Origin of the sequence: Streptomyces sp. NPDC001714, from assembly GCF_042892755.1 — a bacterium.
Classification (GTDB): Bacteria; Actinomycetota; Actinomycetes; order Streptomycetales; family Streptomycetaceae; genus Streptomyces.
This window is the reverse complement of sequence record NZ_JBIAUL010000002.1, coordinates 388263-405502: the sequence shown is the minus strand read 5'-3', so window position 1 is coordinate 405502 and position 17240 is coordinate 388263. Positions and strand designations below refer to the sequence as shown.

Annotated in this window: 16 protein-coding genes; 7 read left to right on the top strand and 9 right to left on the bottom strand. The window is 74.3% G+C overall.

Annotated elements, in window-relative coordinates:
* A complete protein-coding gene (gene hypA, locus ACFY0P_RS06365) occupies positions 1-339 on the top strand; it encodes a hydrogenase maturation nickel metallochaperone HypA (protein WP_388907955.1) in 339 nt (112 codons plus the stop codon).
* Between the two features lie 65 nt (positions 340-404).
* On the opposite strand, the gene hypE is transcribed toward hypA, so the two are convergent.
* The 8 genes from hypE to ACFY0P_RS06325 form a co-directional block, all read right to left on the bottom strand.
* On the bottom strand, positions 405-1394 hold the full coding sequence (hypE, locus tag ACFY0P_RS06360) for a hydrogenase expression/formation protein HypE (protein WP_388908835.1): 990 nt from the start codon (positions 1392-1394) through the stop codon (positions 405-407).
* 67 nt (positions 1395-1461) lie between these two features.
* Complete coding sequence (hypD, locus tag ACFY0P_RS06355) at positions 1462-2589, bottom strand: hydrogenase formation protein HypD (protein WP_388907953.1); 1128 nt, start codon at positions 2587-2589, stop codon at positions 1462-1464.
* Complete coding sequence (locus ACFY0P_RS06350) at positions 2586-2888, bottom strand: HypC/HybG/HupF family hydrogenase formation chaperone (RefSeq protein WP_388907951.1); 303 nt, start codon at positions 2886-2888, stop codon at positions 2586-2588. The genes hypD and ACFY0P_RS06350 overlap by 4 nt, the downstream gene beginning before the upstream one ends.
* Positions 2889-2891: 3 nt before the next feature.
* On the bottom strand, positions 2892-5252 hold the full coding sequence (hypF, locus tag ACFY0P_RS06345; RefSeq protein WP_388907949.1) for a carbamoyltransferase HypF: 2361 nt from the start codon (positions 5250-5252) through the stop codon (positions 2892-2894).
* On the bottom strand, positions 5249-5971 hold the full coding sequence (hypB, locus tag ACFY0P_RS06340) for a hydrogenase nickel incorporation protein HypB (protein ID WP_388907947.1): 723 nt from the start codon (positions 5969-5971) through the stop codon (positions 5249-5251). The genes hypF and hypB overlap by 4 nt, the downstream gene beginning before the upstream one ends.
* Positions 5972-6088: 117 nt before the next feature.
* Positions 6089-6670 (bottom strand): hydrogenase maturation protease, encoded by a 582-nt coding sequence (locus ACFY0P_RS06335; protein WP_388907945.1) that lies wholly within the window; start codon positions 6668-6670, stop codon positions 6089-6091.
* Entirely contained in the window at positions 6667-8337 is a 1671-nt protein-coding gene (locus tag ACFY0P_RS06330) for a hydrogenase maturation protein (protein ID WP_388907943.1), read from the bottom strand. Before ACFY0P_RS06330 ends, ACFY0P_RS06335 begins: the two co-directional genes overlap by 4 nt.
* A gap of 20 nt (positions 8338-8357) precedes the next feature.
* Positions 8358-9500, bottom strand: coding sequence for an acyltransferase family protein (locus tag ACFY0P_RS06325; protein ID WP_388907942.1), 1143 nt, complete (start codon positions 9498-9500; stop codon positions 8358-8360).
* Between the two features lie 267 nt (positions 9501-9767).
* On the opposite strand from ACFY0P_RS06325, the gene ACFY0P_RS06320 reads away from it, so the two are divergent.
* The 6 genes from ACFY0P_RS06320 to ACFY0P_RS06295 all read left to right on the top strand — a co-directional run bounded on the left by ACFY0P_RS06320 (position 9768) and on the right by ACFY0P_RS06295 (position 16348).
* Entirely contained in the window at positions 9768-11114 is a 1347-nt protein-coding gene (locus ACFY0P_RS06320; RefSeq protein ID WP_388907940.1) for an FAD-binding protein, read from the top strand.
* A 95-nt stretch (positions 11115-11209) separates the two neighbouring features.
* Positions 11210-11944 (top strand): nuclear transport factor 2 family protein, encoded by a 735-nt coding sequence (locus tag ACFY0P_RS06315; RefSeq protein ID WP_388907938.1) that lies wholly within the window; start codon positions 11210-11212, stop codon positions 11942-11944.
* Positions 11941-12282, top strand: coding sequence for a YciI family protein (locus tag ACFY0P_RS06310; protein WP_388907936.1), 342 nt, complete (start codon positions 11941-11943; stop codon positions 12280-12282). The genes ACFY0P_RS06315 and ACFY0P_RS06310 overlap by 4 nt, the downstream gene beginning before the upstream one ends.
* Complete coding sequence (locus tag ACFY0P_RS06305) at positions 12279-13547, top strand: RNA polymerase sigma factor (protein WP_388907934.1); 1269 nt, start codon at positions 12279-12281, stop codon at positions 13545-13547. Before ACFY0P_RS06310 ends, ACFY0P_RS06305 begins: the two co-directional genes overlap by 4 nt.
* 105 nt (positions 13548-13652) lie before the next feature.
* Entirely contained in the window at positions 13653-14819 is a 1167-nt protein-coding gene (locus ACFY0P_RS06300; RefSeq protein ID WP_388907932.1) for a serine hydrolase domain-containing protein, read from the top strand.
* Positions 14816-16348 (top strand): alpha/beta hydrolase, encoded by a 1533-nt coding sequence (locus tag ACFY0P_RS06295; protein ID WP_388907930.1) that lies wholly within the window; start codon positions 14816-14818, stop codon positions 16346-16348. The genes ACFY0P_RS06300 and ACFY0P_RS06295 overlap by 4 nt, the downstream gene beginning before the upstream one ends.
* Here the strand turns inward: ACFY0P_RS06295 and ACFY0P_RS06290 are convergent.
* The gene (locus ACFY0P_RS06290; protein ID WP_388907928.1) at positions 16314-17237 is read right to left on the bottom strand and encodes a pyridoxamine 5'-phosphate oxidase family protein; all 924 of its coding nucleotides are present in this window, start codon (positions 17235-17237) and stop codon (positions 16314-16316) included. The two genes, ACFY0P_RS06295 and ACFY0P_RS06290, sit on opposite strands and share 35 nt — an antisense overlap.
* Positions 17238-17240 lie beyond the last annotated feature (3 nt).

Genomic DNA, 17240 nt, shown 5'->3' with positions numbered 1-17240 from the left:
GTGCACGAACTGTCGATCGCGACCGCGATCGTCGAGCAGGCCGACGAATGGGCCCGGGCGGACGGCGCGGACCACGTCCGTGCGGTGACCGTCCGGGTCGGCGAACTGTCCGGGGTCGTCCCCGACGCCCTGGACTTCGCCTTCGAGGTGGCCCGCGACGGCACCGCCCTCGCCGGGGCCCGGCTCGTCGTCGAGCAGGTGACCGCGCGCGCCTGGTGCGGGCCGTGCGCCGAGGAGTTCGCGGTGGGCATGCCGCCGTTCTTCTGGTGCCCGCGCTGCGACCGGCCCTCCACCGAGCTGCGCAGCGGCCGGGAGCTGGAGATCACCGCGGTCGAATGACCCCGGCCGGTGCCCGGGACAGCCCGGGCACCGGCGGGGTCATCGCCTGTCGTCGAGCGATACCGTCAGCAGATACGGGGCAGTTGCTCTCCGAGCGGGAGGTCCACGACCCGGGTGCCGCCGAGTCCGGTCGCCACCACCACCATTCCGGGGTGTTCGGTCACGCACTCCCCGATCCGGGTGGCGCCGGCCCCCTGCGGATGGGCGCGCATCGCCTCCACCACCGCGTCGGCGTCGGCCGGCGGGACGAAGGCCACGAGCCTGCCCTCGTTGGCGACGTAGAGCGGGTCCAGGCCGAGGAAGCCGCAGGCGTTGGCGACCGCGTCCGGCACCGGCAGGGCGCGCTCGGCGAGCCGTACGCCTGTTCCCGAGGCACGGGCGATCTCGTTCAGGGAGGCGGCCAGGCCGCCGCGGGTCGGGTCGCGCAGGACGTGGATGTCGGGGGTGACGTCCAGCATGGTCGCGACCAGGTCGGCCAGCGGCGCGGTGTCGCTGGCGATCTCGACACCGAACTCCAGCCCCTCGCGCACGCTGAGCACGGCGACCCCGTGCAGCCCGATCGGTCCGCTGACGATGACGGCGTCGCCGGGCCGGGCCCGCTGCGGCCGGATGTCGACGCGCTCGGGGACCAGGCCGACGCCGGCGGTGGTGACGTACACCCCGTCCCCGTGGCCGCTCTCGACCACCTTGGTGTCGCCGGTGGCGATGGTGACGCCGGCCGTCTCGGCCGCCGCCCCCATGGCCCGCGCGATGCGTTCGACGACGGTCAGCTCGACGCCCTCCTCCAGGACGAAGGCGGCGGAGAGGTAGGCGGGCCGGGCGCCGCTCATCGCCAGGTCGTTGACGGTGCCGTTGACGGCGAGGTCGCCGAGGCAGCCGCCGGGGAAGAACAGCGGCCGTACGACGTAGGAGTCGGTGGAGAGCGCGAGGCGGGCGCCGCCGAGGTGGAGGACGGCGGAGTCGGTCATCCCGGCGAGGAGGGCGTTGCCGTAGGCGGGGGCGAAGATCTGCTCGATCAGTTCGGCGGAGAGGGCACCGCCTCCGCCGTGGCCCATGACCACGACCGGCCGGTCGCGGATCGGCGCCGGGCAGCTCCAGTTCGCGGGGTCGACGACGGTCTGCTCAGCCAACGGGGTTCATCTCCTCGTGCGGGAGCGCCGGTTCGGACATCCGGCGGTAGAGGTAGTAGGCGGCGCAGGCGCCCTCGCTGGAGACCATGGTGGCGCCGAGCGGGGTGCGCGGGGTGCAGGTGGTGCCGAAGGCCGCGCAGTCGGTGGGCTTGATGAGCCCCTGCAGGACTTCGCCGGCGCGGCACTCGGCGGGTTCCTCGGTGCGGATGCCGGTGACGTCGAAGCGGTGCTCGGCGTCGAAGGCGCGGTAGGCCTCGCTCAGCCGCCAGCCGCTGCCGGGAATGCGGCCGATGCCGCGCCAGTTCCGGTCGGTGACCTCGAAGACCTCCTCGATCATGCGGATGGCGGCCGGGTTGCCGTCGGCGCGCACGGCGCGGGCGTAGGCGTTCTCCACCCGGTGTTCGCCGCGCTCCAGTTGGCGGACCGTGCGGCGGATGCCCTCCAGGATGTCGAGCGGTTCGAAGCCGGTGACGACGACGGGGACCCGGTGCCGTTCGGCGAGTTCGGGGTACTCGGCCATGCCCATGACGCTGCAGACGTGTCCGGCGGCCAGGAAGCCCTGAACGCGGCAGGCGGGGGCGGTCATGATGGCCTCGATGGCCGGCGGGACCCGGACATGGGAGACCAGCAGGGTGAAGTTGGCCAGGCCGAGGCGCTTGGCCTGGTGGACGGCCATGGCGTTGGCGGGTGCGGTGGTCTCGAAGCCGATGGCGAAGAACACCACCTGCTTGTCCGGGTGGCGGCGGGCTAGCTGGAGCGCGTCGAGCGGTGAGTAGACCACGCGGAGGTCGCCGCCCTCGCCCTTGACCCGGAACAGGTCCCGGTCGGTGCCGGGGACGCGGAGCATGTCGCCGAACGAGCAGAAGATCACGTCGGGGCGCGCGGCGATCTCCAGTGCCTTGTCGATGCACTCCAGCGGGGTGACGCAGACCGGGCAGCCCGGCCCGTGGATCAACTCGATCTCGTCCGGGAGGAGTTGGTCGATGCCGTGCCGGATGATCGAGTGGGTCTGGCCGCCGCACACCTCCATCAGTGCCCAGGGGCGGGTGGCGGTGGCCCGGATCTCGTCCAGCAGCCGGCGCGCCAGCTTGGGGTCGTTGAACTCGTCGAGGTACTTCACCGTGTCTCGCTCCCTTCGGCCGGCTGAGCCGCCTGCCGGGCCGCCTGCTGCCAGGCGTCCCCGAACTCCTCCTCGAGAAGCCCCAGTTCCTCGAAGAGCTTGAGGGAGGCGAGGGCCGACTCCTCGTCAAGGCGCTGCAGGGCGAAGCCCACATGGACGATGACGTACTCGCCGACCTCGACGTCCGACACGTACTCCAGACACGCCTGCTTCTGCACCCCGCCGAAGTCGATCAGGCCGGTGAGCGGATCGGCTGTGTCGTCGATGCTCACGACTCTGCCGGGCACTGCCAAACACATGGGTCACTCCGTCTCGTCGCTGACTGCCTTGCGTCGGTCGTCGGGTCGTGGTCCGTGGGCCGCGACCACCAGTTGCCCGAGCGCCAGTCCGCCGTCGTTCGGCGGGACTTCGCCGTGCCGCAGGACCGTGAATCCGGCGCCGTGCAGCAGGTCCGCGCTCGCGTCCTCGAGGAGCGCGTTGGCGAAGACGCCTCCGGTGAGGGCGACAGTGTTCACTCCGGTGCCGCGGCGTGCGCCGCGGCAGAGGTCCAGGACCGCCTCGGCGACCCCGCGGTGGAAGCGGGCCGCGATCACCGGTACCGGGGTGCCGCGCCGCAGGTCGGCGATGATCGCGCGCAGGGCGGGGGCCGGGTTGAAACGGTCGCCGAAGGGATAGGCGGCCAGGTCCTCGCCCCAGGCCGCACAGGCCTGCGACTCCAGCTCCAGGGCGGCCTGGGCCTCGTACCCGGCGCGATGGCACACGCCCGCGAGGGACGACACGGCGTCGAAGAGGCGCCCCATGCTGGAGGTGGCCACGCAGCCGACCTGGCTCGGCAACTGCCGTGCCAGCAACTGGAGTTCCTCGCGGGAGCAGGCGGCGACGCTGGGCAGGTCGGCGTCCCAGGGCAGTCCGGCCGCCCACAGTCTGGCCAGTGCCGTCCGGCAGGGGTTGGCGACGCCCGCGTCCCCACCGGGCAGCGGGGCCGGGGCGAGGTGGGCGAGGCGCCGGTAGCGGGTGTAGTCGGCGACCAGTACCTCGCCGCCCCACACGGTGCCGTCGTCGCCGTAGCCGGTGCCGTCGAAGGCGACGCCGATGACGGGCGTGCTCCCGTCGAGGCCTGCCTCGGCCATGGCGGAGGCGATGTGGGCGTGGTGGTGCTGGACGAACACCGGTTTGCCGAGGGCAAGTCGGGTGGACCGGCGGCGGGCCCAGGCGGACGAGTGGTAGCCCGGGTGGCGGTCGGCGGCGACGATTTCGGGACGGACCCCGGTCAGCCGGCGCACGTGCCGTTCCGCCCGGAAGGCCGCCTCCAGGGTGGCCAGGTCGCCCATGTCGCCGATGTGCGGCCCGAACCAGGCCAGGTCGCCCTCCCCGACGCACAGCGCGTTCTTGAGGTCGCCGCCGACCGCGAGCGCGGGCCGCACCGGGACCGGCAGGCGCAGCGGGCGCGGCGCGTAGCCGCGGGAGCGGCGCAGGACCTGCTCGGTGCCGTCGGCGCGGACCCGCAGCAGCGAGTCGTCGCACGGCGAGGCGATGGGCCGGTCGTGGGCGAGCCAGGCGTCGGCCAGTCCGAACAGCCGGTTCAGCGCCTCGTCGTCGTCCGTGACGATGGGTTCGCCCGAGCGGTTGCCACTGGTCATGACCAGGACGCGGGGGCCGGGCGGGTCGCCGGGGAGACCGAAGAGGAGGGTGTGGACGGGCGTGTACGGCAGCATGACGCCGAGGTGCGGGCTGCCGGGGCAGACGCCGGGCGCGAGCAGGGTGCCGGGGCGGGGGCGGAGCAGGACGATCGGGCGCCGGGGGCTGGTGAGGGCGGCCCGCTCGGCCGTCCCGACCTCGGCGATCCGCTCCGCCTCGGCGAGGTCGGCGCACATCACCGCGAACGGCTTGTCGCCCCGCGCCTTGCGGGTGCGCAGGGTGTAGACGGCCCGGGCGGCGGAGGCGTCGCAGGCCAGGTGGTAGCCGCCGATGCCCTTCACGGCGACGATCCGTCCGGCGGCGAGCAGTTCTCGTGCCCGTGAGAGGGCTTCACCGTCACGAGCGGCGCTCACCCCGCTGCCGGCGGCGGGCACCAGCCGCAGCCGGGGGCCGCAGTCCGGGCAGGCCACCGGCTGGGCGTGGAAGCGGCGGTCGGCCGGGGCGTCGTACTCCCGGGTGCAGGCGGGGCACATGGGGAAGCCGGACATGGTGGTGACGGCGCGGTCGTACGGCATGCCGGTGGCGATGGTGAAGCGGGGCCCGCAGTGGGTGCAGGTGATGAAGGGGTGGCGGTGCCGGCGGTCGGCCGGATCGGCCAGCTCCCGCAGGCAGTCGGCGCAGGTGGCGGTGTCGGGCGGGAGGTGGGTGCGGCCCGGGACCGACTGCTCGGTGGCGCGGATGGTGAAGCCGGCGTCGGCCCCGGTGGCCGGGACCTCCTCGACGCCCACTGCGGTCACGGTGGCCAGCGGCGGCGGCTCACCGGCGAGCCGCTCGCAGAACCGTTCGACGTCGGCCGCCGCGCCCTCGACCTCGATGAGCACCCCGCTCGCCGTGTTGCCGACGAACCCGGTGAGCGCCAGGCCGGCGGCCAGGCGGTGGACGTAGGGGCGGAAGCCCACGCCCTGCACCGTCCCGCGGACCGTGACGCGCCGGCGGACGGCCGGCGTCGTGGTGGGCGCGGTCACGAGGCGGTCGGGGCGTGGACGTGGCCGTGCGGGTGGGGGGCGAGCGGGGGCTGGTGCGCGGGGTCGCCGTCCCGTACGGCGAGCACCCGGTCGAGGACCGTGTCGACGCCCTCGCCGGTGCGGGCGCAGGAGCGCACGATCTCCACCCCGGGGTTGACCCGCCGCACCTGCTCGGCGAAGGCGGTCTCGTCGAAGCCGGCCGGCCCGGCGAGGTCGGTCTTGGTGAGCACGACCAGGTGCGCGGAGCCGAAGGCGGTGGGGTATTTCGCGGGCTTGTCCTCGCCCTCGGTCACCGCCATCAGCACGATCCGCAGATGCTCGCCGAGGTCGTAGGAGGCCGGGCAGACCAGGTTGCCGACGTTCTCCACGAACAGCAGCGCGGTGTCCGGCGGCAGCCAGCCCTCCAGATGGCCGCGGACCTGCCGGGCTTCCAGGTGGCACAGCCCGTCGGTCAGCAGCTGCTTCACCGGCGCTCCCGAACGGGCGAGCCGTCTCGCGTCGTTCTCGGTGGCGAGGTCGGCGGTGAAGGCGGCGACGGGGACGCCCCGCTCCCCCGCCCGGGCCAGCACCCGGCCGAGCAGCTCGGTCTTGCCGCTGCCGGGGCTGGAGAGCAGGTTCACCACGCCGACCCCGCGCGCGGCCAGGTCGCTGCGCAGGCTTGCGGCCAGGCCGTCGTTCCTGGCCAGGACGGCCCGGGCGACCTCCTCCGACTGACACATGGGGACTCCGCTCTGGTCATGCCGTTCGTCTGCCGCGGGCCGGTGGGGGCTGGTCGCGCCCACGCGGCGGTGGCCGCACGTCGGCTCAGCCCCGCGCCCCTGACGGGGCGCGTCCGCTCAGCGATCCTCCGCGCCGGTGGCGGCTGTCGGCGGGCGACCGGCCGCGGCGGGGGCCGCGGATTCCTCCGGGCGGGCCAACGCGGGCGTGGCCAGCGGGTCGGCGAGCAGTGCCGGGACGAGGGTGTGCAGGGCGGCGACGGCCCGGCCGACCGCGTCGCGGACGGGTGCGCTCAGGCCGGGGGCGATGTCCTCGTCGCCGCGCGGCGGCTCCCCGGGCTCGCAGGCGAGCACGAGGACGCGGGGCAGGGGCTCGTCGCCGAGGTGGGCGGCGAGCGCGAGCACCTTCGCCGGGTCCATGCCGTGCGCCTCGGGCGGGGCCGCCGGGCGGCCGTCGGGGAGTTCCGGCTCGACGAGGGAGAGGGTGCCGGGGCGTTCGCCGCGTGCGGCCGCGTCCACGAGCACGACCACCGGCCAGCCGTCGAGCAGGGTGTAGGCGAGGTCCATGCCCCGGATGCCGAAGTCCCGGACCCGCGCCTCGGGCGGCAGCGGGCGCTGCTCCAGGGCGCGGACGACCTCCGGGCCGAAGGCGTCGTCGCCGAGGAAGATGTTGCCGACGCCCGCCACCAGCAGCCGCGTCACCGGGCACCGCCCGGGACCTTGCGGACGAAGTCGGAGCGCAGTGAGTGGTAGGCGGCGTCCGGGTCGAAGAACAGGGCGCGCATGCGGGCGAGTTCGTCCCTCCGGTACTCGGCGAGCGGCCGTTCCTCCTCGTCGGCCCGGCGCGCCGCGGCCTTGGCGGCGATGCGGCGGCCGAGGTCCGGCGAGCCGGCCAGTTCGGCCGCCAGTCGCTCGACCTCGGCGGTGAAGCCCTGCGCGGGGACCGGCACCAGCCGGTCGACGAGCCCGATCCGGGCGGCCGTCGCCGCGCTCACCGGCTGGGCCTCCTCCGTCAGCCGCCGGGCGGTCTGCGCGCCGGCGCGGCGGGGCAGCGAGTACGTCCAGAACTCCGAGCCGTACAGGCCCATCCGCCGGTAGTGCGGGTTGAGGACGGCGCCGGCGCGGCACCAGACCTCGTCGGCGGCGAGGGCGAGCATGGCGCCGCCGGCCGCCGCGTTGCCGCCGAGCGCGGCCACGACGAGCCGGTCGGTGGTCCGCAGCACGGCCTCGACCAGGTCGTCCATGGCGCCGAGGTTGGTCCAGGACTCCTCGGCGGGATCCGGGGCGGCCTCGATGACGTTGAGGTGGATGCCGTTGGAGAAGAAGTCGCGGCGGCCGCCGAGCACCAGGACCCGGGTGGGCCGGGCGAGGGCGTACCGGTAGGCGGCGAGCAGGCGCCGGCAGTGGTCGGTGCTCATCGCGCCGCCGGGGAAGGAGAAGGTGACCAGGCCGACGTCGCCGTGCTGCCGGTAGCGGATGTCGGTCCAGGTGCGCCGGTCCGGGGGCGGTTCGAGCGGGGCGGGGCTCTCCGGGAGGTCCGGGGCGGTGAGGACGTCGGTGGCGGGGCGGCGGAAGGGGGCCGGGTCGCCGGAGTTCTTGCGCGGGCGCAGCTCGGGGATCCAGACGGCACCGTCGCGGGTGGCCCGGCAGATTCCGCCCGCCCGGGTCGCGAGCAGCTCACCCGGTTCCCCGCGGAGCCGGTCCTCAAGATGGCCGCCGTGCAGGAACACCTCACGGCCGAGGAGTTCGTCCAGCACCCCCGGCTGCGAGTCGGCTCCGCACAGCTTGCGCAGCACCGTCGCGGTGTCGTCGGCCGCCCAGTCGATCCGCCGCCGCTCCTGCCGGAAGGCGTCCCGCCAGACGACCCGGCCGTGGATCGCGGGATCGCTCTGCGGCCGCGGCTTGTACGAGCCGTCCGCGTACCGTCGTACGGCCTGGTGGACGGCGGTGAGGGCGGCGTCGGCCACCTCGTTGCGGTAGAGGTCGCTCTTGCCGACCGGTGCCACCGGGAACGGCTCGCTCGCCCAGACCGCGCCCGCGTCCATGGCCGCCTCGGCCTGGAGCACGGTCACCCCCCACCGGTCCGCCTGTCCGGCGATGGCCCAGTCGAGGGCGGAGGGGCCCCGGTCGCCGAGCGGTCCCGGGTGGACGATCAGGCAGGTGTACCGCCGCCAGACGTCTTCCGGGAGCGCCGTCCTGAGCATCGGCGCGACGATCAGCTCGGGACGCCGGTCCTCCACGGCGCGGCGGACGGCGTCGGGGCCCTGGCCGGCGAGGACGACGTCCACCCGGTGGCCGAGGTCGGACAGTTCGGCGTAGACCCGCTGGGACAGGCTGTTGAACGCGCTGGCGACGAGCAGAATGTCCATGGTGCGGCATGTTCGCCGCTTCAGCGGCTCCCGGAAAGGACCCGTGCGGCGTTTCGCCGGCCGTCCTGCGCCGGGTGGCCCTCCCGGGCCCGGAACGCCCACTCCATCCCGGGCTCCATCACGCACCGGAAGACCCGGCGCACCGGCGGCGTGCACAGCAGGGTCACCACCACGGCGGCGACGAGGGTGGCGGTCACCGCACCCAGGGGGCCGTGCATCCAGGACGGGTCGTACCAGTGAGCGGGCTTGGCGCCCTGCGCGACGAAGCCGTGCAGCAGGTATCCGTACAGCGTGCCCGCGCCGAGGGCGGTGAACCAGGTGCGGCGGCCCGGGACCCAGGCGAGGAAGCAGGCGGCCAGGACCAGGGAGCAGCCGAAGGTGGCGAGGGTCATGACGGGCCCGTACCAGGCGGGTACGCCGAGCTGCTCGGCGCTGTCCCGGTGGAAGAACCAGCGGTAGCCCAGGTGCGGCACCGACCAGTACGCCATGCCGAGGGCGCAGACGACGACGGGGACGGCGCACACGCGCACGCTCCAGCGCCGTAGCAGGCTGAAGTGCTCCGGCCGCAGGCACAGGCCGAGCACGAAGTACGGCAGGAACTGCAGGACCCGCTGCAGGTCGAGGTCGTTGCCGATGGACGACGAGAGGCTCGCGAGCATCGCGACGGCGAGGGCGACGGGCAGCGGCCACCGCAGCTGCCGCCAGACCGGTGTGGTCAGCCGCCAGACGAACAGGGCCGCCAGGAACCAGGTCAGGTAGAGCGGGTCGAGCAGGCTGATCTCGCGGTCCGGGGCGTGGTCGCTCCAGCGGGTGAAGAGGGTGTAGGCGACCTCGAACACCACGTAGGGCACGGCGACCCCGGTGACCAGCCGCCTGATCCGGGCGGGGCTCGCGTCGAAGCCGCGGGAGAAGTACCCGGAGATGACGACGAACGCCGGCATGTGGAAGGCGTACACGAACGTGTAGAGCGCGGTGACGGTACGGCTGTCCGAGCGCAGTGGCTCCCAGGCGTGCCCGACGGCCACGAGCACGATCGCCAGGTACTTCGCGTTGTCGAAGTAGGCGTCGCGGCGGGCGGGCGGGGGGCCGCCGCGGGTGGCCGGGGCCGGGCGGGGCGACCCCGGGCGGGGCGGCGGGACCGGTGTGCGGTCCGTGGCGTGCACGGGGGACGTGTCGACGGGCGGGGACGTGTCGACCGTGGTTGCTGTCTCGCGGGAGCCGGACAGACCAGAACACCTCTCATACGGCATGCGCTCCGGAGAGCAGCGGGGACGGGGGCAGTACTCCGGTCACGCTGCTCTCCGGATTCCGGCGGGGTAAACCCACCGTGGTGTTCAGGCGTCGGGGCGGGAAACGGGGACCGTCCGCGGTGCCCGCGGCGCGAAGATGGGTGCGCCCGTGTCGACCGATCCTGATGTGGAGCGTGCCGCGTGACGTCGTCGGACCGTGTCTCCGAACCATTCGTGGAACTGCTGGACAGCCGCCCGGAGGCCCTGCGGGAGGCCGCGGAGGACTTCGGCCGTCTGGTGTGCGCACCGCCCTTGGGGGTGCTGCGGCCCCGGTCGGCGGCCGAGGTCGGGGACGCGCTGGCGTATGCCGGGCCGCGCGGGATCCCGGTGGCGGCGCGGGCCGGCGGTCATTCGATGTACGGCCAGGGGCAGGCGGGCGGCGGCATCGTCCTCGACCTGGGTGACCTGAGCGCGGTCGGGCCGGTGACCGGGGAGCGGGTGGAGGTGCAGGCGGGAGCGCTGTGGCGGGACGTGCTCGCGGCGACCCTGCCGTACGGGCTCGCGCCGCCCGTCCTCACCGACTACCTCGGTGCCGGCGTCGGCGGGGTGCTGACCGTGGGCGGGCTGGGCGGCGCGAGTCACCGGCACGGCCTGGTCGCGGACTCGGTGCTGGAGCTGGAGGTGGTGACCGGCGCCGGCGAGCACCTGGTCTGCTCGCCGGAACAGCACGGCGCCCTCTTCCACGCGGTCCTGGCCGGCCTCGGACAGGTGGCCGTCATCGTCCGGGCCACCCTGCGCCTGTCCCCCGCGCCCACGCTGGTGCGCCGGTATTGCCTGTACTACCCCGACCTCGACGGCTACCTGGCCGACCAGCACCTGCTGGCGACGGACCGGCGCTTCGCCTACCTCGAGGGCCAGGCGCGCCCCGCCGAGGACACCGCCGGCGACTGGACGTACATGGTGGAGGCGGTGGCCCCCCACCAGGGAGCGATCCCGCCCGACGACAGGACCCTCCTCGCCGGCCTCTCCTTCGCCGCGTCCGAGAGCACGGACCTCGGGTACTTCGAGTTCGCCAACCGGGTCGCCACGGACGAGGAGGTCCTGCGCGCGACCGGCGAGTGGCTGCACCCGCACCCCTGGCTGAACCTTCTCCTCCCCGAGGACACCGCCGCGTCCGTCGTGACCGACGTCCTCACCGACCCCGCCTTCCGGGACCTGCGCGGGACCGGGCTGGTCCTGCTCTACCCCCTCCTCACCCGCACCCTGCGGGCCCCGCTGTTCCGCCGCCCGCCCGGCGAGGTCGTCCACCTCCTCGCCCTGCTGCGCACCGCCGCGCCGGGCACCGCCGACCCGATGGTGGCCGCCAACCGTACGGCGTACGAGAACGCGCGGGCGCAGGGCGCGGTCGCCTATCCGGCGAACGCGCTGCCGATGTCCCCGGGCGACTGGCGGCTGCACTACGGCAGCCGGTGGAGCACCCTGGCCGAGGCCAAGAGCCGCCACGACCCGCACGGCATCCTGGGCCGGGGGCACGGCATGGGCTGGTGAACGGCGGCGCGGGAATTCGGTGCACCGGGGTGTCGATTGCGCCGGGTGCCGTTCGTCGGTGGGGTGTAGGAAGCTCATGACGACCGGGAGGAACCATGAAGTACATGCTGCTGGTCTGCGGCGACGACACCGCCGACGCGTCCGGGATGGCGCCCGTCGAACCCTGGGTGGAGGAGCACGGCGTCAGGCGCGGGACCCGGTTGTACGGCCACCGGCTGCAACTGCCGGACCGGGCGGTGACCGTGCGGGTGCGGGACGGCGAGGTGCTGCGGACCGACGGGCCGTTCGCCGAGACCAAGGAGTACGTGGCAGGGTTCGACGTCGTGGACTGCGACGGCCTGGAGGAGGCCGTACGGATCGCCGCCGCGCACCCCGTGGCCACCATCGGGGCCCTGGAGGTGCGCCCGTTCTGGGACGAGGGGCTCATGGAGGACGCGGAGACGGCCGTCCGCCGTCTCGACGCCGAACTGACCGCGGCCGCCCACGACCGGGACGCCGACCGGATGACGGCCTGCTACGCGCCCGACGTGGAGGTCTTCGGGTTGGCCGGTGCAGAGGCGCAGTCGGGAATCGGCGCGCTGCGCAAGACGGTTGAGGCGTGGTTCGCGACGCTGACCGGGCCCGTGCACCGCGAAGTGCTCGAACTCCGGGTGCGTCCCGGGGAGGGCAGCGCCTTCAGCCACGCCCTGGTCCGGATCCACGGCACCCGGGTGACCGGCGAGGCCCTGGACCGGGTGGTGCGGGTGACCACGGGATACCGGGACACCGGTTTCAGCTGGGTGATCGCCCATGAACACGTCTCGGTGCCCCTGGAGGAGAACCCGTCGTGAAGTACGTCATGTTCGTCTGCACCCCCGTGGGCGGCGAGGAGCTCAGCCCGGCCGAGATCGCCGAGGACCCACGCTTCACCGCGTACATCGACGAGGTCCGGGCCCGCGGCGTCGTCAAGGGCGGCGCCCGGTTGCGGCCCGCCGCCGACGCGACGACCGTGCGGGTCCAGGGCGACGCGGTACTGCTGAGCGACGGACCGTTCGCCGAGACCAAGGAGTACGTCGCGGGCTTCGACGTCATCGAGGTCGCCGACCTCGACGAGGCGATCGCGCTGGCCTCCCGGCACCCCGCGGCGCTGGCCGGCGGCTCGGTAGAGGTACGGCCGGTCTGGGAGTGAGCCCCACGGACGAGGTCGAGGCGGCCGTCGCCGCCGCCTTCCACGACGAGTGGGCCCAGGTCGTCGCCACCCTGATCCGGGTGACCGGCGACTGGGACCTCGCCGAGGAGTGCGCGCAGGACGCCTTCGCCCAGGCGCTGGAGCGGTGGCGGCGCGACGGAGTGCCGGGCCGTCCCGGCGCCTGGCTGACCACGACCGCCCGCAACCGCGCCCTGGACGTGCTGCGCAGGGAGGCGGTGGGGGCCCGGAAGCTGCGGGAGGCGGCGGTGCTGGCACGGGACGAGGGGCCGTACGACCGGTACGACCCGTTCGGCGAGGAGGACGAAAGCGGCGTGGCCGACGACCGGCTGCGGCTGGTCTTCACCTGCTGCCACCCGGCGCTGCCGATCGAGGCACGGGTCGCGCTGACGCTCCGTACCCTGGCCGGGCTGACCACGCCCGAGATCGCGCGCGCCTTCCTCGTGCCCGAGGCGACGATGGCGCAGCGGCTGGTGCGTGCCAAGCGGAAGATCCGCAACGCCGGCATCCCGTACCGGGTGCCGCCCGGGCATCTGCTGCCCGAGCGCACGACGGGCGTCCTCGGCGTGCTCTACCTGCTGTTCAACGAGGGGTACGCGGCCACGGCCGGCGCCGATCTGATGCGGACCGGCCTGTGCGCCGAGGCGATCAGGCTGGCGCGGTTGCTGGCCCGGCTGATGCCCGACGAACCGGAGGTCGTCGGGCTGCTCGCGCTTCTGCTGCTGCACGACGCCCGCCGGGACACCCGGGTGGACGCGGCCGGCGACCTGGTCACCCTGGAGGACCAGGACCGCACGGCCTGGGACCGCGCCGAGATCGACGAGGGCACCGCGCTCCTGGAAGGCGCGCTGCGCCGGGGCCGCCCCGGCCCGTACCAGATCCAGGCCGCCATCGCCGCCTGCCACACCACCGCGCCGGCCGCCGCCGACACCGACTGGTCCGACATCGCCGGCCTCTACGGCGAACTCCAGCGGTACGTCCCCTCGCCCGTGGTCCGGCTGAACCGCGCGGTCGCCGTGGGCATGGCCGAGGGCGGCGCGGCGGGGCTCGCCCTGGTGGCGGAGCTGGAGGCGGAGGCCGACCTGACCGGGTACCACCTGCTGCCCGCAACCCGCGCCGACCTGCTGCGCCGCATGGGGCGCACGCGGGAGGCGGCCGAATCGTACGCGCGAGCGCTGGAGTTGGCGGAGAACGCGGCGGAGCGCAGGTTCCTGGCGAAGCGCCTCGCGGAGTGCCGGTCGGCGTAGCCGACCGGGGGTTCGCCGCAGGTTCCGGCCGGGGGTTGCCCCCACGGGCAATGCGGCAGCCCGCCGGAGTGATCGCGGGGCGGCCCGTGCCTAGCGTGATGACGCATGGCAACGTTCTCCCTGAAGTCCGCCCTGGCGTTATCGGTGGCGGCGTTCGTGCTGGTGTCCGCACCGGCCGCCCTCGCGCGGTCGTCGCCTCCGGGGCCTGCCGCGCGCTGCGGTCCGCAGGACGGCGTCCGACGGGCGCTGACCCGGCTGACCGCTGACGATCACATCGCCGGAGCCTCGGTCCTCGCGGAAGGCCCGTGCGGGCGCTGGACCGAGACCGCCGGTGCGGCGGACCTGCGCACCGGCCGCCCGATGAACAGCACCGACCGGCTGCGCGTCGGCAGCGTCACCAAGACGTTCACCGCGACGGTCGTCCTGCAACTCGCGGCCGAGCACCGGCTCTCCCTCGACGCGAACGTCGACCGCTACCTGCCGGGCCTGATCGACGCCCACGGCCATGACGGCCGACGCATCACCGTACGACAACTCCTGCGGCACACCAGCGGGTTGCCGGACTACCTCGACGCACCGGAGTGGGAGCACCCGGAGCGGCTGCGGTACCGCCACTTCACGGCACGCGAGTTGATCGAACGGGCCCTCGAACTCCCGCGCCCGCAGCAGTCCTGGCACTACGCCACCACCAACTACCTGGTCCTGGGCCTGATCGTCCGGAAGGTCACCGGGCACGCTCCCGAGGACGAGATCAGCCGCCGGGTGATCCGGCCCCTCGGGTTGCACGACACCTACTGGCCGGGGGACGAAACCCGTCTCCGAGGGCCGCATTCCCACAGCTACTTCGCGTCCGGCGACGGGCGGCGCGTCGACGGCACCGACTGGAACATGTCCTTCGGCGGGGTCGGCGGTGCCCTCGTCTCCACACCGGGCGATCTCACCCGGTTCGCCACCGCGTTGCTCGGCGGGCGGCTGCTGCCGGCGGACCGACTCGCCGAGATGAAGCGGACGGTGGCCGCCGAACCGGACCGACTGTGGCCCGGTGCCCGGTACGGCCTCGGGCTGATCTCGTCGCCGTTGTCGTGCGGTGGGGTGTGGTGGGGGCACGCCGGGACGGTGCCCGGCGGACACCGGGCGCTGGTCGCCGTCGGCCCCGGTGGCCGAAGCGTGGCCGTCGCCCTGAACCAGGTCCCGGACAGCCTCCGGGCCGAACTGGACTTCCAGGACCTCGTCGACACGTCCCTCTGCGACTCCGAAAGGACCCCCGCATGACCGGCTTCGCGGCCTCGGCCGCCCTGGCCCTGGCGAGCGCTCTCGCCCTCGGCGCCCCACCGGCGACCACCGACGCCCCGGACCCGTCGGCCCGCTACCACCACCAGCACCTCTCCTGGAAGAGCTGCGTGCTCGGCCCCGACGACGACACCGGCAAGGACCTCCAGAAGGCGGGCGCCCAGTGCGCCGACGTCACCGTGCCGCTGGACTACGACGACCCGGGCGGCCGTACGATCACGGTCGCCGTCTCCCGGATCAAGGCCACCGACACCGCCCACCGCGTAGGTGCGCTGCTGCTCAACAGCGGTGGCCCGGGCGGGCAGACGCTCGGCGACCCGCCGTGGGTGCGGGCGGCGATGAAGGGCGTGGGCAAGCGGTACGACGTGGTCGGAGTGGACCCTCGCTTCGTCGGCCGCAGCACCCCGCTGGACTGTCACTGGCCGACCGGCTCGCAGTTCCGCAGCGCGGGGCACGACCGCGCCGGCTTCGACCGCTCGACGGGCCTCGCCGAGGAACTCGCCCGCGACTGCCGGACGTACGAGGGCGACGTCCTGCCGTACGTCACCACGCGGAACACCGCGCGGGACATGGACGTGATCCGTGCGGCGCTCGGTGAACGGCGGATCTCCTACCTCGGCTACTCGTACGGCAGTTACCTCGGCGAGGTCTACGCCTCGATGTTCCCGAAGCGCACGGACCGGGTCGTCCTGGACGGGGTGATCGACCCCGGCCGCTACAACCCCCGGCTGCTGCGCGGCGCGGAGCCCGCCAACCGGCACGCCCTGCGGGACTGGGCCGCCTGGGCCGCCGCCCGTGACCCGGCGTACGGCCTGGGCGGTGACCGGGACGCGGTGCTGGCCGTCGTGCGTCGGATCGAGGCGGCCGCCGAGCACGGGCCGCTGCGGATCGGCGGCTACGAGGTGGACGAGAACGTCGCACCGCTCGTCGTCCTCAACGGTCTCTCCCAGGACGACGACTCGGCGTACGGCGACTTCGCCCGGGGCATCCGCGACCTGCGGGACGCGGCCGACGGCAAGGCGGTCACGCCGAGCGCATGGCTCGCCGACATGCTCGGCTTCCTGCTGACCGGATCCGATTCGGCGTACGGCAGCGTGCAGACCGCCGTCCTCTGCGGGGACGCCGGCGCGCCCCGCGACCCGGAGACGTACTGGCGTGACGTCCAACGGGCCCGCGCGCAGGACCCGTTGTTCGGGCCGGTGACCAACAACATCGGGCCGTGCGCCTTCTGGGACCCGCCGCGCGAGCGTCCGACCACCATCAGGGACGACCTGCCGGCCCTGCTCGTCAACGCGACGGGCGATCCGCGCACCGTCTACCAGGGCGCGCAGGCGGTGCGCGGCGACTGGCCGAGCTCCCGGCTGGTGACGCTGCGCGGCGCGGACCAGCACGCGGTGTTCGGCGTCTATGGCAGCTCCTGCGCCGACGCGACGGTCAACGCGTATCTCGCCACCGGGCGGCTGCCGGCGACGGACGTCACCTGCGCCGCGCGTCCTGCGCCAGCGCCCTGAACTCCGCCCACCGCACCCTCGGCCGGGGCAGGCCGCGCCGGCGCAGATAGCGGTCGGTGGCCTGCCTCGTGCTGCGCAGCACGCTCACCGCGTCGCTCACGCGGCCCGATCCCATCGGCTCCACGACCTTGGCGGGGACCAGCACCCGTCCCCGGCCGTCCTCGCGCAGTTCGCCGCGCACGAGCGCGTTCTGCATGTGGTTGAGGCGGTCGTCGTGCCGGTGCACCAGGAGGGCGGCGGGGCCCGGGGCGGCCGGGCAGTCGGCGGGCACGTCGACGGTGAACCCCTGGCTCGTGGGCACCGGCCGGGTCCGTGCCAGCAGCGGCGCCCCGGAGGAGTCGCGCGCGGCGAGCACCGCCGTCGGGTAGCGGGCGAGTTGCGCGGCGCCGACCTGTGCACCGGTCGGCGCGGCGGGCGCGGCGAACCCTTCGGACGCGGGCACGGGGGGCCGTACGACGACCTGGTGCGGCGTCACGGTGATCAGCAGGCGCAGGTAGTACCAGTCCATCACCAGCCGCATCGGTGCCGTGACGTACGACCTGCTGTGCGGCTGGCGTTCGAACAGCATCCGCCAGTAGTCCTCGGCGCCCTGCGGGCCGGTCATGATCTCGTCGGGGCAGTGGGCGTGGCCGCCGACGAATATCTGCGGGGCCTTCTCCAGGCCGCTGCCGGTGGGGTCGGAGAAGAGCAGGGCGACGCGGCCGTCCCGGCGGATGTTCAGCGCCTTCTGCGCGAACGCCAGGGAGGTACTGAGCAGCAGTGTCCCGTCCGGGCGGCGGAGCACGGCCGTCGGCCAGGCGAGCGGGGTGCCGTCCCGGCCCAGGGTGGCGAACTCGCAGGTCCGGTAGGCGTCGAGGACGTCGAGCGGGGCGGAGTCGAGAAGGGCCATGGT